Source organism: Vasconcelosia minhoensis LEGE 07310, assembly GCF_015207255.1.
In the GTDB taxonomy this organism is placed as follows: Bacteria; Cyanobacteriota; Cyanobacteriia; order Phormidesmidales; family Phormidesmidaceae; genus Vasconcelosia; species Vasconcelosia minhoensis.
In genome coordinates, this window is sequence record NZ_JADEXG010000097.1 from 1 (window position 1) to 12,392 (window position 12,392).

Here is a 12,392-nt window from a genome sequence, read left to right on the forward strand (position 1 = left end):
CCCTCCATGCGCCTCCCCGACGAAACCGAAGACCCCCGCCTCAGCATCAACATCCTGCCCATGATCGATGTGATGTTTGCGATCCTGGCCTTTTTCATCCTGTCGTCGCTGTTCCTAACCCGCGCCCAGGGGCTGCCGGTCGATCTGCCCCAGGCGGCCACGTCGGCCCGGCAGGAGCAGGTTGACCTGACTCTGACCCTGACCGCCGCTGGAGACCTCTATCTCAATGAAAAGTCGGTTGACCTAGACAAGCTACCGGCCGAAGTGAAAGCGCTGCTGGCTCCCGGTCAGCCGGCGCTGGTGACCATTCGCGCCGATCAGCAGACCTCCCATGGCCAGGTTGTGACCGTGATGGACCAGCTGCGCACGGTAGAAGGGCTGCGGCTCGGCATCTCGACTCAGCCCTAAAGCCTTTGGCTTAGGCAAGCTTAATCATTACGGTTCATATCACCTTGTTACAGTTTTGTAACGCGCTGCCCTAACGTTTTTTTTGTTTTAGGATCTTCTATGCAGCCGATTCGCAAAACAACCGCTTACCTATGGACCAGGCCCTTCAGCTCGCATTTGTATTCATGGCCAAGTTTGTCATTTGGCTCCGTCCGTTTCTGACGTCGATTTGCTTTGTGTTGGCCTGGTCCATCGTCGTTCTGGTGCTTTGGAATCTAATCAGCGCCGTGCGGGATGGCGTGGGTCGGGCGCAAAAAATGCACCGGGTACCCTGCGCCAACTGCACCTTTTTTACCCGCGACTACCATCTCAAATGCCCAGTCCATCCGCTATCAGCGCTTTCAGAAGAGGCTATTGGCTGCGCCGATTATGAACCTTCGCGCTCGGCCCTCCAGTAGCTGAAGGCTCTCTATGCTAGTTCGTAAGCTGATGGACTGCCCTGAGTTTGTGGCAGGCGATGGCACTCGGCTGCGGGAGCTGCTGCATCCCGATAAGCAGCCGCTGGCGCTGCGCTACAGCCTAGCCCATGCGGTCGTCCCCGCCGGTCAAACCTCAGTACCCCATGCTCTGACTACGTCGGAGGTCTACTACATCCTCAGCGGCCAGGGAGAAATGCACATTGACGAAGAGGTTCAGCGAGTAGAACCTGGCGATGCCGTTTACATTCCGCCCCAGGCCCGGCAGTTTATCCGCAACGATGGCAAGCAGCCGCTGGTGTTTATCTGTCTAGTAGACCCGGCCTGGCAGGCCGAGGACGAAACGGTGTATCAGTAGTTTTGCCGAAGCAGAAACAGTGTTGACCAGGCCAGTTCCGTAGGGTTTCGTAAGCGCCAGGCGTTTCCTGAGCTTTATAGTGAAGACTATAATTTCATCGAAATTTGAAATCTAACTCACCCTCGGAATCGTAAAACTGTAAAGGGCGAGACAAAGGCATGAACCCTTCCACCGCGCTTTTACCCCACTGTAATGCCAATCTGGACTGGCGATTGACCTTTTAGGGACCCTATGTTCTCGATTTTTATCCTGACTTATAATGAAGAGCTGGACATTGCGACCTGCGTCGAGTCGGCCCTGCTGTCAGACGACGTCGTGGTTGTCGATTCGTTTAGCCGCGATCACACCGTAGACATTGCCAGCCGCTATCCGGTGCGGGTTGTACAGCACGCCTTTGAAAGTCACGGCAAGCAGCGCACCTGGATGCTGCAAAATATTCCTACCAAACATCCCTGGGTCTACATTCTGGAAGCCGACGAGCTGATGACGCCAGCCCTCTTTCAAGAATGCGTCGCGGCGGCGAAGTCGGGCGAACATACGGGCTACTACGTGGCCGAGCAGGTAATGTTTATGAACCGCTGGATTCGCCACAGCACCCAGTATCCGCGCTACCAGCTGCGGCTATTCGATAAGCAGCAGGTCTGGTTTAGCGACTACGGCCATACGGAACGGGAGGTTTGCGAGGGTACCCAGGGTTTTTTGCAAGAGACCTATCCCCACTACACCTGTGGTAAAGGCTTTAGCCGCTGGATTGAGAAGCACAACCGCTACTCGACCGACGAAGCAACTGAAACGCTACGACAGCTTTCAGAAGGTCGGGTCAACTGGCGAGCCCTGTTTTCTGGTAAGTCCGAGGTTGAACGACGACGCGCGCTGAAGGACCTCTCCCTGCGGCTACCCTGCCGACCGCTGGTCCGATTTGTTTATATGTATTTCTTTTTAGGCGGCTGCTTGGACGGGCGCGCAGGTTTTACTTGGTGCGTCCTCCAGGCGTTTTACGAATATCTGATTATGCTCAAGGTTTGGGAACTTCAGCAGTCTCCTCCTACGGCTCCCAGCCCTGTCGACAATAATTCTCTGCTCGTCTCTCCTACCAGCTCAGAAAAGCGTAAAAAGCATCGACCCACGCTGACCGTGCGTTAAGGCGTTTCTGTGTGGATTCAGCCTTTACAATAGCCGCTCCATAAAGACTAGGTCGAGCCAGCGGTCAAATTTATAGCCTATCTCTCTGAAGTGGGCAACCTGAACAAAATCAAATTGGCTGTGCAGGCCTATGCTCGCCGCGTTGGTAGCGTCAATGCCCGCAACCATAGCGTGAATTTTTGCTATCTTGGCCTGTTCAATTAGGGCAGAAAGGAGCTGCTTGCCGATGCCCTGGCCGCGACAGTCAGGATGAACATAAACAGAATTTTCGACCGTGTATTGGTAAGCGTCCCAGGCCCGAAATGGGCCGTAGGTGCTGAATCCAACTATGCCTGTAGATTGTTCGGCGACTAAAACGGGAAGCTTTTTCTGTTGTTTTGCTCTAAACCAAGCGAGACGCTCCGCGAGCGTGACGGGGTCATAGCTGTATACCGCCGTGGTGTTGAGAATGGCATCGTTATAGATTTCTAGCAGACTAGGGATATCCTGCTCTGTGGCCGCTCTTAGCTGAATCATGGGATTTGCCAGAAAGAATTCAATCATATTGGCCTAGAGCCGAGTTTTCAGTAAGACATCTAGCAGGGCAAAGACCGCTGGCGGATGCACCGCAGAGTTTAAATAAAGTAGCGACGCCGATGGAGCGCTCGAAGAGAATCGGTAAATGGCAAACCTAGACCCCGTTTCTGGAGGCCTATGCTCCTCTTTTACTGTAACGGGCTTTCTGATTGCGGGCACCGGCTCCTGGGGAATGGCCTGCGGGCTAGGAAATGCCGCAATTGTGGCACAGCAGGCAATGGGCTTACCGCCATCCGCGATTCAAATCGGTTAGATGACTTCAGAAGCGGTCCAGGACTACCTGCGCCAGGTCGATCCGATTCGCCTCTGTCCGCAGGCCCAAACTGAACTACAGCCGCTGCAGCCGGTTTGCCTGTAGCTCTCGATGTCGAGCGGGCGTATAGGTCAGGTTGGAGATAATCACAAACGCGGCCAGGCCCACCAGCGGGCTAATCAGGGTGGGCAGACCGTCAAAGTCGGGCGTAAAAATGTCGTTGGGAATATAGAGAAGCGTATTTTCTACGCCGTAGGTCGTCGGCACTAGGGCAAAGAATACGAGTCGGGTCAGCGAGCCCAAAATGATGCAGGCTAGCGCCCCCTCTCGGGTCGCCTTGGGCCAAAATAGGCCGCCCGCCAAGGGCACCAGCAGCCCGGCAAAGCCAATGTCAAACGCCAGCACCAGCAGCGTGCCGGTCTCAGGTACGCGCAGGGCAAAGAAAATGCCCAGCAGCGTAATCACCACCGCCATCAGCCGGGTAATCATCAGCAGCCGGTCGCCCGCCGCATTGTGATCCGTATGGCGAATGCCGATGACATTGTGGGCAATCACTGAGGAGGTGCCGAGGATAGCGCCATCTCCAGTTGAAAGCGATGCTGAGAGAATGGCGACAATTACTAGCAGACCCAAGAGCGTTGGAGCCACATCTTGCAGCAGCGCATAGAGCACCGGGCCATCGGGAGTGACGCCGGTTTCCTCAAAAATTCGCCCGGCTGAGAGGGCGACCAGCGTGAAAGGAACGCCAATAATCACGGTTCCGATAGAACCAATGAAGCAGGCTCGCTGAGCGGTTTCTGGGCTATCGGCAGCAAAGACTCGGGCCATAAAGTCAATCGCCACGATGTCGCCCAGGCCCAGCGCCAGCAGCGTTGCCCAGTTGATCAGCGCCCCCTCTGCCGGATTCGTCAGCTGACCCAGATCGGCTGGCCCCAGCCCCGCCGGAATTTCTAGCCCAAAATTAGCCGCGATGAAACCAATCAAAGCGAGTGAGCCAACCAGCGCGATCGCAACCTGAATTGCGTCGGTATAGGCCACGGCAAACAGCCCGCCCGACACCGTATAGACAAAGACAACTACGGCAATCAGGATCACGCCCATCGTGTAATTTGTGCCCATGAAGGTCTCAAACAGATAGCCCCCCGCGACTAGGTTACCTGCCAGCAAAAATGAAAAGCTTAAAACCATGATGAGGGCAGAAACCCATTCCGTCGTGCGGCCATATTTGACCCGGTAGAAGTCGGGCAGCGTGATCAGCTTCATCCGGTTGAGCGGCTTGGCAAAGAAGAGAGCCGTCATTAGCAGGCAGAGGGCAAGCCCAAGCGGCAGCGAGGCCCCGGCCCAAAAGCCGAATTCAGCGGCCAGGTCGGTGTTGCCCAGGGTGGCATTGGAATCTACCGACTGGGCCATCAGCGTGGCAGCGGCTAGGGGCAGCATCAGACCGCGACCGGCGACCAGATAGTTGACGCTGTCGCCCTTAATTTGCTTGGACGCCCATATGCCAATGCCCAGGGTGGCAATGAGAAAAATTAAAATTCCCCAAAATAAGACCGAATCTGACATGTTGTAACGCTGCTCCCAAGCCTGTTAAATCGTTCTGGCGAGAGAGTATTGAACGCCAGTTCTACTGCATCTTAGAAATAGAGCGGCGGGCGAAACCGTATCCGATCGCACATTTCAACGCGATTGAATACGTAAAAAAAAGAGGGACACAGATGACGCTATGCCCCTCTTTCAATGTTTTTGGAAAGCTCGGTCTAGACTGACTGCAGATATTCTTTCACGACCGAGCGATGCTTGCGCAGATGGCGCATGGCCTGCCGCTCAATCTGCCGAACGCGCTCACGGCTGATGTCAAGCCGTTCGCCAATTTTGCCGAGGGTCAGCCGATTGCCGTCTTCCAAGCCGTAGCGCAGCGACACGACGCAGCGTTGGCGGTCTGTCAAATCAGACATTAGCTTGCCTAAATCCTGCTTCAGAGAATGCTTCACCGCGTAGTCTTCGGGCGAAGGGCCGTCGTCCTCTAGCATCTCTCCCAGCTCGGTGGTCTGGTCTTCGCCGACCAGCAGATTTAGCGAAAGCGTTCGCCGGGCGTGGGCAATACTGCCCTTGACTTTTTCAATGCTGGTGTCTAGCTCTTCAGCCAGCTCGGGAATGGTCGCCTTACGACCCAATTTCTGCATCAGCTGGCGCTGGGTCTTTCTCAGCTTGTTGATACGCTCGTGGACATGGATGGGAAGACGAACGGAACGGCTTTGAACCGCGATCGCGCGGGTAATCGCCTGCCGAATCCACCAGTAGGCATAGGTCGAGAACCGGTAGCCCTTAGTCGGGTCAAATTTCTCAACGGCGCGGTGCAGACCAATGGTGCCCTCTTGAATCAGGTCCAGAAAGTCTAGATTGCGCTTCAGGTATTTCTTCGCAATCGAGACGACTAAACGCAGATTGGCCGTCACCATTTTTTGCTTGGCCTGCTCCCCAGCCGCGATCGCGCTTTCCAACTCCTCTACGCTGATTTCAGCCGCCTGAGCCCAATCTTGCTGAGAGAAAGACTTGCGGATAGTCTCGGCATTTGCAGCGGCGTCAGCGCCCTCTAAACCATCGTCACCCAAGCGCTCTATAGCTTCTGACTTAACTTCTTCCAGCTTCAGCCAATGCTGAACGGCTTGAGAATAGGTCACCTCTTCCTCATGAGTCAGCAGCGGCACACGGCCAATTTCTTTAAGATAAGTGCGTACAAGATCGGTTGATGGAGATTGCATAAAGTCCGGATATCAGTGGTCAGCTTGCCTGCAAACCCGCCGTCCGATGGGGGCAGCGTAAAGCTTTCACCCGTCAGAGAAAATTAATCAATCATCTAAACAGCACCGAATGGCCGCAGCTAAACGATCAATCCGAAAGCGGTTTACAAGCATAGTGTCTAATTCTTATCATGACGCTTTCCCCGAGTCGTCGCATCCCCCATAAGCAGTAGATTTGCCTATTTATTTGACCTATTTAGCGGTGTGAACTCTCCTATGCTAGTCACCCAACAGCCCGTCCTCAGGGACTTCTGGTATCCGGTCATGCCTTGCTCCCAGCTTCTCCCCGATCGGCCCCGCTCCTTCCAATTGCTCGGTCAGAAGCTTGCTATCTGGTTGGATTCAGCAGGTCGCCCGAGCGCGATCGCAGACCGCTGCTGCCACCGCTCTGCTCAGCTTTCCCAGGGCGTTACCCACGACGGCTGCATCCGCTGTCCCTACCACGGCTGGTCTTTTGACCGCAATGGCGCCTGCGTTAACGTTCCCCAGTTCGAGCCGGAGGCTAAAATTCCGGCGAGCTATCGCGTTCCGGCTTTTCGCTGTGCCGAGCGCTATGGCTATGTCTGGGTTTGCCTCTCGGATCAGCCCCGCCAGCCAATTCCGCCCATTCTCGAAGCCGAAGATCCCAGCCATCGCCTCATCCCGCAGTTTGATGAAACCTGGCATTGCGGCGGCTTGCGGATGATGGAAAACGCTTTCGATAATGCCCACTTTAGCTTTGTCCACGCCGATAGCTTTGGCGACAAACAACAGCCCATCCCTGCCTCCCTCGAAATTACGCCAGTCGAACAGGGGCTAGTCATGAAAACTCAGGTCCCCGTCGCTAACCCGCCTCAGCAGCAAAAAAACTTAGGCATCGCGACAGCAACCACGCTGCGGACCAATGAGCAAATTTGGTACATGCCCTTCTGCCGAACGCTCAAGATTACCTACCCCAATGGCCTGATGCATCTGATTTTTACGGCAGCGACGCCAATTAGCGATCACGCCTCCCAAATTATCCAGTTCTGCGTCCGCAACGACACCGAAGCCGATGCCCCCGCCGCCGACATCATCGCCTTCGACCGCCAGGTCACCCTGGAAGATAAAGCCATTCTAGAATCAACCGACTACGATACGCCGCTGGCCCTCAGCGCTGAGCAGCACATGCCTTCGGACCAGCCTGGCATCCTCATGCGCAAGCAGCTTTCGGCCCTGCTCAAAGCCGCAGGCGAAACCGAGCAGTGTCGGGCCGCCTCATGAACCCACGGAAGGATCAGGGTGTCATACAGCAGGCAGGTTGGTCTATGAGGTGATAGTTGAGTAAAAGCTGTTAGGCTAGAGGAGTCCATCCATCGGGAAGTTTTTCTATTTCTTCTATTAGAAAATCTCCATATACCCATATCCGGGATTCCTGATACAGATTGCTAAGAATAGGCTTCCGGGCACCGAATTTGTCCCAGGGTTGAAGATCAGAATCTAATTCACAAAAACCAACCCAGGCATGTCCCTCTTGATGTAATTCTTCAGACTTAACCAACACAGCCGACAGAATTGCCAAGTCATAGGGTTTTAGAGAAAGATTCATCGCACCAATAGTTACTTGGCGCTCTAGCATTGGCTCTGAGAGTGAAAAAACGTTTAGCCCTGGGTGTTTTGCCAAAGCGTCCAATCGCGCTGAAACCTTTATCAGCTCATTGGCGACTAACCCATCAAACTGGTCAAAAACTCGAAATGCCGTTTTTGCATCCTCAGGGCTGACTCGACCTTCCTCTCTTGCCCATCGAACAAACTTACGTAAGTCTTCCGAACGAGATCGTGGGGTGAACCGCCGAGGTATCGTTTCGCGAGCTTCCACTAAGCATATTGCGGGAACGAACAGCATAAGCTCACCAGCGTCAGCCCGATGAAGCAGCTGAATAGCCTGTGGGCTTTGCAAATGCGCTGGAGCAACAACATCTACGACCCAGTTAGTTTCGACTAAAACTGACTTAGGCTTCAACTAGCAACCCTACTCCACCTGGGTCCAGCAGCCCTAATTTCGCCAAGTCGAAGAAGGCTCATAATTGGCTCTCCAAAAAGCTCTCTTAAATCACCTGGAAAGCTTTCTAGGTTGGCAGTCAGTTTTAGTTTCTCAAGCCATTTTTGAACTCGCGATTCAAACTCAAGTCCTTTAACTCCTCTCCACCGTTCGTCTGCAGGTGGTAGCAAAGATTCTGGAAGTCTTGCTTCACCAACTACATCAATTGACTCACCATAGGATTTCTCTAATGAGTCGCGGAGAAGCAAAACACGCTCGCCAGATATAGACAGCCCAACTGAACAGCCAGTAGATGCCATAAGCTGCTTCAGATCAATAACGTTTTGACGGCTATCACTATCGCCAAGCTTGACCTCAACGACAATCAAATATTCCCCATCAGGACCGACAACAATGATATCTGGATGCGCTGTTTTCATGCTCGCATTTTAGCATGACCTAATATATCTATGCATTCGACTGATGCGGCTAGTCTTTAGGGCATTTCGGCCTGTCTGTGGTGGGTGATGGGCACCGTCAGGTTAGGCATTGATGGTGATGCCCGAGTTAACCTTTGTTAAACAGCTAGGTCAGGAAAGGTCTCACCTGCTCGGCTATCTGGGCGCTGGCGCTATCGGCGGTGATTAGCTCTACCCGTTCGGCGCTAACCGCTCCTAGACCCAAATCAGCGGCGCGGCGAATCTGGGTCTGGCTCCAAATAGAGCCGTTGGAGACCTCGCGGGTGGTGCCCAGCATTCGCAGCAGGGCGATACCGACGGCATCAATCGCAATCCGGTCGGTGCTGGCCAGCATAACGCCCGCCCGGCCCCGCTGACCCTGGTCAGGGCCACCGTTCACAAAGGCGTCAACGCCATCAATCACGTTCAGCGCCGGGCGGTAGGCTTTGTTGACTTCGGCGATCATCAGCCGCTGATTTTGGGAACGGTGCAGCTCCCGCATGTAGTCGTGCCCGTCACCCGGCACCCGGCGGGCGACCATGCCAATGGTGTTTTTCAGCGACAGGGTGAAATGGCCGCCGAAGCGGTGGGTTTTCAGGCAGCAGGCGTTGACGATCGCGTCTGCTGCCAGGACGGGCTGCGCGATCGCAAACCCCCGCGACCAGTTCGTTCCCGCCGCCGGAAAGTACTGCCAGTCCTCGCGACCCAGCTCGTCGAACACCATCGGCGTGAAGCCATAGCGATCGGCCAGGGCAAACACCTGCATCCGCTCTATCGCACTGCGCGTATCGGCCATGCCGGAGCGATCGCCGACCGTAATCTGGCTGGCTCCCGCCCCTTGAATTTCCTGGACTAGCGCCTCTAGAACCGCTGGGTCGGTGGCCGCAGGAGCCGGATCGCCCGTATTGTAGTTCGGCTTGATAAACACCCGCTTGCCGCTGAAGCTATCGGGCTGGAGCAGCGCTATGGCCCGGCGCACCCCCGCTGCGCGGTCTGTCGTGCTGATCAAAGCCACCCGATGGGGACTGACGCCTGTCGCCGCTAGGGCAGCGGGCTGCGTCAGTACGGGCGACGAGGTGGGGACAGCTGGAGCGGATCGCCCTATCAAAGTCCTTAAGGCCGGTGCTAGGGCCGCTGCGCCACCCATCAGGCCCAGGCGTTGCAGTAGCTTGCGGCGGGAAGGATGCTGAGAGGGGAGGTCGGACATGGCTATCTGGGTGATTTCTGAAGACGGTTGGGAGTCGAGGAATGGGTTTATTTTAGTGTCAGAGCGTGGCATAACTTGCGGCGGTATCACTATCCCGACTGGCTTGGGCCAAACCGGTCTGGGCGACGACGTCTTTAACATCGGCCACAAACTCGTCAATCCGCTCAAAGGTGGTATTCCACGAGCACATCAGCCGCGCCCCGTCAGCGCCGATGAAGGTATAGAAATGCCATCCTCGGTCGTGGAGCTGCTGAATCATCGGCGGCGGCATTTTGACAAACACGGCATTTGCCTGACGGGGAAACATGATCGGCAAGTTGGGAAACTGGGTCATCTTTTCTGCCAGATAGGCAGCGCAGCGATTGGCATGGCGGGCATTGTGGAGCCAGGCGTCAGTTTCGATTAGGCCCAGCAGCTGAGCTGAAATGTAGCGCATTTTAGAAGCCAGCTGACCGGCCTGCTTACAGCGATAGGCAAAATCCTCAGCCAGGGAGCGGTCAAAAAATAGGATGGCTTCGCCGAGTGCCATGCCGTTTTTGGTGCCGCCGAAGCAGAGCACATCGACGCCGCTGCGCCAGGTCAGGTCGGCGGGGCTGACCGCTAAAGCCGCGATCGCATTGGCAAACCGGGCCCCGTCCATATGAATCTTCAGCTGATGGCGGTCGGCAACTGTGCGAATCGCCTGGAGCTCTGCCAGGGAATAGAGCGTCCCGACCTCGGTGGCCTGGGTCAGGCTCACGACCTTGGGCTTGGGATAGTGAATATCACTGCGCTTGGTAATCAGCGCCTCTATGGCGGCGGCGGTCAGCTTGCCCTGCTCGCCGCGGGCGGTCAGCAGCTTCGAGCCGTTGGAGAAAAACTCGGGCGCGCCGCATTCGTCGGTTGCCACATGACCCACCTCATGGCAGATGATGCTGTGGTAGGACTGGCACAGCGCCGCCATCGCCAGAGCATTCGCCGCGGTGCCGTTAAAGACAAAGAATACCTCGCAGTCAGTCTCAAAGATCTGCCGAAAGCGGTCTGAGGCCCGCGCCGTCCAGTCGTCTTCTCCGTAGGCGGCGGCGAAGCCCGCATTCGCCTGAGTGAGGGAGGCCATCACTTCGGGACAAATTCCCGCATAGTTATCGCTGGCAAATTGCTCTGACATGGATATTCTGGGGAGATTCTAGAGAGATTCGAAGCGGGGTTAGAACAGCGTCTGGAGATATTCTCGTCGCATTTTCGCGATCGCGCTAATCGAAATTCCCTTAGGGCAGACCGCTTCGCATTCGCCATGATTAGAGCAGTCGCCAAAGCCCTCAGCCGCCATCTGCTCCGTCATCTTGGCCACCCGGCTGGCACGCTCGGGCTGTCCCTGGGGCAGCACCGCCAGATGGGCAACTTTGGCCGCTGTGAAGAGCGAAGCTGATGCGTTGGGACAGGCGGCGACGCAGGCTCCGCAGCCGATACAGGCGGCATAGTCAAAGGCCAGATCGGCCTGAGCCTGAGCTACCGGCAGGGCATTGGCCTCGGGGGCGGCCCCGGCCTTGACTGAAACGTAGCCGCCCGCTGAGATAATCCGATCAAAAGCAGAGCGGTCTACCACTAAATCTTTCACAAGCGGAAAGGCTTGGGCCCGCCAGGGCTCCACCCAGATCGTCTCGCCGTCCTGAAAATGACGCATATAGAGCTGACAGACCGACGTCTGCTGCTGCGGCCCGTGGGCCTGCCCGTTTAGCATTAGGCCACAGGCGCCACAGATGCCCTCGCGGCAATCGTGGTCAAATTCTACCGGCAGCTCACGCTGATGAATCAGCTGCTGATTGAGCTGATCGAGCACCTCTAAAAAAGACAGGTCGGGCTGAACGTCGCTCAGGGGATAGGAGACAAATCGGCCCGGCTGGTCAGGTCCCAGCTGCCGCCAGATTTTGAGATGAATGTTCATAGAGAGGGATCTGGCAAACCGCAGACTGAGATTCATTCCAGCCTAGCTCGCTGGGATGAATCTTGACTGCCCCCTTACCAAGCTCAGAGTTTGCTAGTAGACTTAAATAGCTTAAAAAATCTTAGTAGGATTGGCAGGGCGTAAAAGTCAATGACGCACTTTGTTAAGTTGATTTCGGCGTTTACCTTGGGAATTGGGCTTAGCTTCGCCGCTCCCTCAGTGACAGCCCTCCACGCAGCGGCCCAGACCCCCCCAACGATGAAAGAATTTACGGCGACCGCTGCCGTTCAGGAAAGCACCCCCGGCCCGGTTTATCCAGAAGCCGCTATTATTTCCGGCCTGCTGGCCTTGGGCCTGAGTAGCTGGTGGTTGCGCAAGCGCAAGCACTGGCTAGATACCTGATGCCTGGCAGGGCCTGATCTTCTTTAAGGCCTGATCTTCTTTAAGGCCTGATCTTCTTTAAGGAACGTATTCCACCCGCACCTCGAAGCCATTGTCGAGCAGCAGCTGCGATCGCGCGATCGCTTCCTCCTCATTGGGAAATGCTCCCACCTGCATCAGCTCCTCGCCGTCAAACCGAGCTCGAAAGGCATCAGGAATGACCTGCCGCACCCGGGCCTGAGCTGCCTCCCCTCGCGCTTCGACAAACACCTTATAGTGCAGCCCTAGGGTCGCTGCCCGAGTCGGCGGCACAGGAGGTCCGCCGCTGCGGCTGGGGGGCGAGAAATTATAAAGTCCGCCACCGCTGCCCATGGGAATTGGGGAAGGCGGCACCCGCAGTCGCTCTGAGTTAGCTGACGGGCGTGGGGG

Annotated in this window: 15 protein-coding genes and 1 pseudogene; 7 read left to right on the forward strand and 9 right to left on the reverse strand. The window is 55.9% G+C overall.

From position 1 onward, the window contains the following. The 4 genes from IQ241_RS23755 to IQ241_RS23770 form a co-directional block, all read left to right on the forward strand. Positions 1-408, forward strand: a 408-nt coding sequence (locus IQ241_RS23755; protein WP_322743776.1) for an ExbD/TolR family protein, incomplete at its 5' end; no start/stop codon positions are given. 131 nt (positions 409-539) lie between these two features. Beyond that, positions 540-845: a hypothetical protein gene (locus tag IQ241_RS23760; RefSeq protein ID WP_193912045.1), complete on the forward strand. Its 306-nt coding sequence runs from the start codon at positions 540-542 to the stop codon at positions 843-845. Between the two features lie 13 nt (positions 846-858). Then, complete coding sequence (locus IQ241_RS23765) at positions 859-1,221, forward strand: cupin domain-containing protein (protein WP_193912047.1); 363 nt, start codon at positions 859-861, stop codon at positions 1,219-1,221. Positions 1,222-1,452: 231 nt separating this feature from the next. Further along, positions 1,453-2,364 carry a glycosyltransferase family 2 protein gene (locus tag IQ241_RS23770; RefSeq protein ID WP_193912049.1) on the forward strand — a complete coding sequence of 304 codons (912 nt, stop codon included), beginning with the start codon at positions 1,453-1,455 and terminating at the stop codon, positions 2,362-2,364. A gap of 24 nt (positions 2,365-2,388) precedes the next feature. On the opposite strand, the gene IQ241_RS23775 is transcribed toward IQ241_RS23770, so the two are convergent. Next, positions 2,389-2,880, reverse strand: a complete 492-nt coding sequence (locus IQ241_RS23775) for a GNAT family N-acetyltransferase (protein ID WP_193912051.1) — start codon at positions 2,878-2,880, stop codon at positions 2,389-2,391. A gap of 145 nt (positions 2,881-3,025) precedes the next feature. Here IQ241_RS23775 and IQ241_RS23780 point away from each other — a divergent pair, with 145 nt between their 5' ends. Further along, positions 3,026-3,193 (forward strand): hypothetical protein, encoded by a 168-nt coding sequence (locus IQ241_RS23780; protein WP_193912053.1) that lies wholly within the window; start codon positions 3,026-3,028, stop codon positions 3,191-3,193. A 75-nt stretch (positions 3,194-3,268) separates the two neighbouring features. On the opposite strand, the gene IQ241_RS23785 is transcribed toward IQ241_RS23780, so the two are convergent. Both IQ241_RS23785 and IQ241_RS23790 read right to left on the reverse strand, forming a co-directional pair. Beyond that, positions 3,269-4,756: a sodium:solute symporter family protein gene (locus tag IQ241_RS23785; protein WP_193912055.1), complete on the reverse strand. Its 1,488-nt coding sequence runs from the start codon at positions 4,754-4,756 to the stop codon at positions 3,269-3,271. A 194-nt stretch (positions 4,757-4,950) separates the two neighbouring features. Continuing rightward, positions 4,951-5,955: an RNA polymerase sigma factor, RpoD/SigA family gene (locus IQ241_RS23790; RefSeq protein WP_193912057.1), complete on the reverse strand. Its 1,005-nt coding sequence runs from the start codon at positions 5,953-5,955 to the stop codon at positions 4,951-4,953. A 255-nt stretch (positions 5,956-6,210) separates the two neighbouring features. Here IQ241_RS23790 and IQ241_RS23795 point away from each other — a divergent pair, with 255 nt between their 5' ends. Beyond that, on the forward strand, positions 6,211-7,236 hold the full coding sequence (locus IQ241_RS23795) for an aromatic ring-hydroxylating dioxygenase subunit alpha (RefSeq protein WP_193912059.1): 1,026 nt from the start codon (positions 6,211-6,213) through the stop codon (positions 7,234-7,236). Between the two features lie 70 nt (positions 7,237-7,306). On the opposite strand, the gene IQ241_RS23800 is transcribed toward IQ241_RS23795, so the two are convergent. The 5 genes from IQ241_RS23800 to IQ241_RS23820 all read right to left on the reverse strand — a co-directional run bounded on the left by IQ241_RS23800 (position 7,307) and on the right by IQ241_RS23820 (position 11,582). Continuing rightward, on the reverse strand, positions 7,307-7,975 hold the full coding sequence (locus IQ241_RS23800; protein WP_193912061.1) for a hypothetical protein: 669 nt from the start codon (positions 7,973-7,975) through the stop codon (positions 7,307-7,309). Continuing rightward, positions 7,972-8,433 carry a hypothetical protein gene (locus IQ241_RS23805; RefSeq protein ID WP_193912064.1) on the reverse strand — a complete coding sequence of 154 codons (462 nt, stop codon included), beginning with the start codon at positions 8,431-8,433 and terminating at the stop codon, positions 7,972-7,974. The genes IQ241_RS23800 and IQ241_RS23805 overlap by 4 nt, the downstream gene beginning before the upstream one ends. 145 nt (positions 8,434-8,578) lie before the next feature. Further along, positions 8,579-9,658, reverse strand: a complete 1,080-nt coding sequence (locus tag IQ241_RS23810) for a DUF362 domain-containing protein (protein ID WP_193912066.1) — start codon at positions 9,656-9,658, stop codon at positions 8,579-8,581. Positions 9,659-9,716: 58 nt separating this feature from the next. Continuing rightward, the gene (locus tag IQ241_RS23815) at positions 9,717-10,805 is read right to left on the reverse strand and encodes a threonine aldolase family protein (RefSeq protein ID WP_193912068.1); all 1,089 of its coding nucleotides are present in this window, start codon (positions 10,803-10,805) and stop codon (positions 9,717-9,719) included. A 39-nt stretch (positions 10,806-10,844) separates the two neighbouring features. Then, entirely contained in the window at positions 10,845-11,582 is a 738-nt protein-coding gene (locus IQ241_RS23820) for a succinate dehydrogenase/fumarate reductase iron-sulfur subunit (RefSeq protein WP_193912070.1), read from the reverse strand. A 150-nt stretch (positions 11,583-11,732) separates the two neighbouring features. Between IQ241_RS23820 and IQ241_RS23825 the strand changes: the two genes are divergently transcribed. After that, positions 11,733-11,984 carry a hypothetical protein gene (locus tag IQ241_RS23825; RefSeq protein WP_193912072.1) on the forward strand — a complete coding sequence of 84 codons (252 nt, stop codon included), beginning with the start codon at positions 11,733-11,735 and terminating at the stop codon, positions 11,982-11,984. 57 nt (positions 11,985-12,041) lie between these two features. Here the strand turns inward: IQ241_RS23825 and IQ241_RS23830 are convergent. Continuing rightward, positions 12,042-12,392: pseudogene (locus IQ241_RS23830) on the reverse strand (hypothetical protein); the annotation flags it as partial.

Bases quoted from the DNA above. Each gene is read 5' to 3' on its own strand.
- IQ241_RS23775 (WP_193912051.1), bottom strand. From the start codon at position 2,880: ATGATTCAGCTAAGAGCGGCCACAGAGCAGGATATCCCTAGTCTGCTA.
- IQ241_RS23760 (WP_193912045.1), top strand. From the start codon at position 540: ATGGACCAGGCCCTTCAGCTCGCATTTGTATTCATGGCCAAGTTTGTC.
- IQ241_RS23785 (WP_193912055.1), bottom strand. From the start codon at position 4,756: ATGTCAGATTCGGTCTTATTTTGGGGAATTTTAATTTTTCTCATTGCC.
- IQ241_RS23810 (WP_193912066.1), bottom strand. From the start codon at position 9,658: ATGTCCGACCTCCCCTCTCAGCATCCTTCCCGCCGCAAGCTACTGCAA.
- IQ241_RS23820 (WP_193912070.1), bottom strand. From the start codon at position 11,582: ATGAACATTCATCTCAAAATCTGGCGGCAGCTGGGACCTGACCAGCCG.
- IQ241_RS23765 (WP_193912047.1), top strand. From the start codon at position 859: ATGCTAGTTCGTAAGCTGATGGACTGCCCTGAGTTTGTGGCAGGCGAT.
- IQ241_RS23825 (WP_193912072.1), top strand. From the start codon at position 11,733: ATGACGCACTTTGTTAAGTTGATTTCGGCGTTTACCTTGGGAATTGGG.
- IQ241_RS23790 (WP_193912057.1), bottom strand. From the start codon at position 5,955: ATGCAATCTCCATCAACCGATCTTGTACGCACTTATCTTAAAGAAATT.
- IQ241_RS23795 (WP_193912059.1), top strand. From the start codon at position 6,211: ATGCTAGTCACCCAACAGCCCGTCCTCAGGGACTTCTGGTATCCGGTC.
- IQ241_RS23780 (WP_193912053.1), top strand. From the start codon at position 3,026: ATGGCAAACCTAGACCCCGTTTCTGGAGGCCTATGCTCCTCTTTTACT.
- IQ241_RS23770 (WP_193912049.1), top strand. From the start codon at position 1,453: ATGTTCTCGATTTTTATCCTGACTTATAATGAAGAGCTGGACATTGCG.
- IQ241_RS23805 (WP_193912064.1), bottom strand. From the start codon at position 8,433: ATGAAAACAGCGCATCCAGATATCATTGTTGTCGGTCCTGATGGGGAA.
- IQ241_RS23815 (WP_193912068.1), bottom strand. From the start codon at position 10,805: ATGTCAGAGCAATTTGCCAGCGATAACTATGCGGGAATTTGTCCCGAA.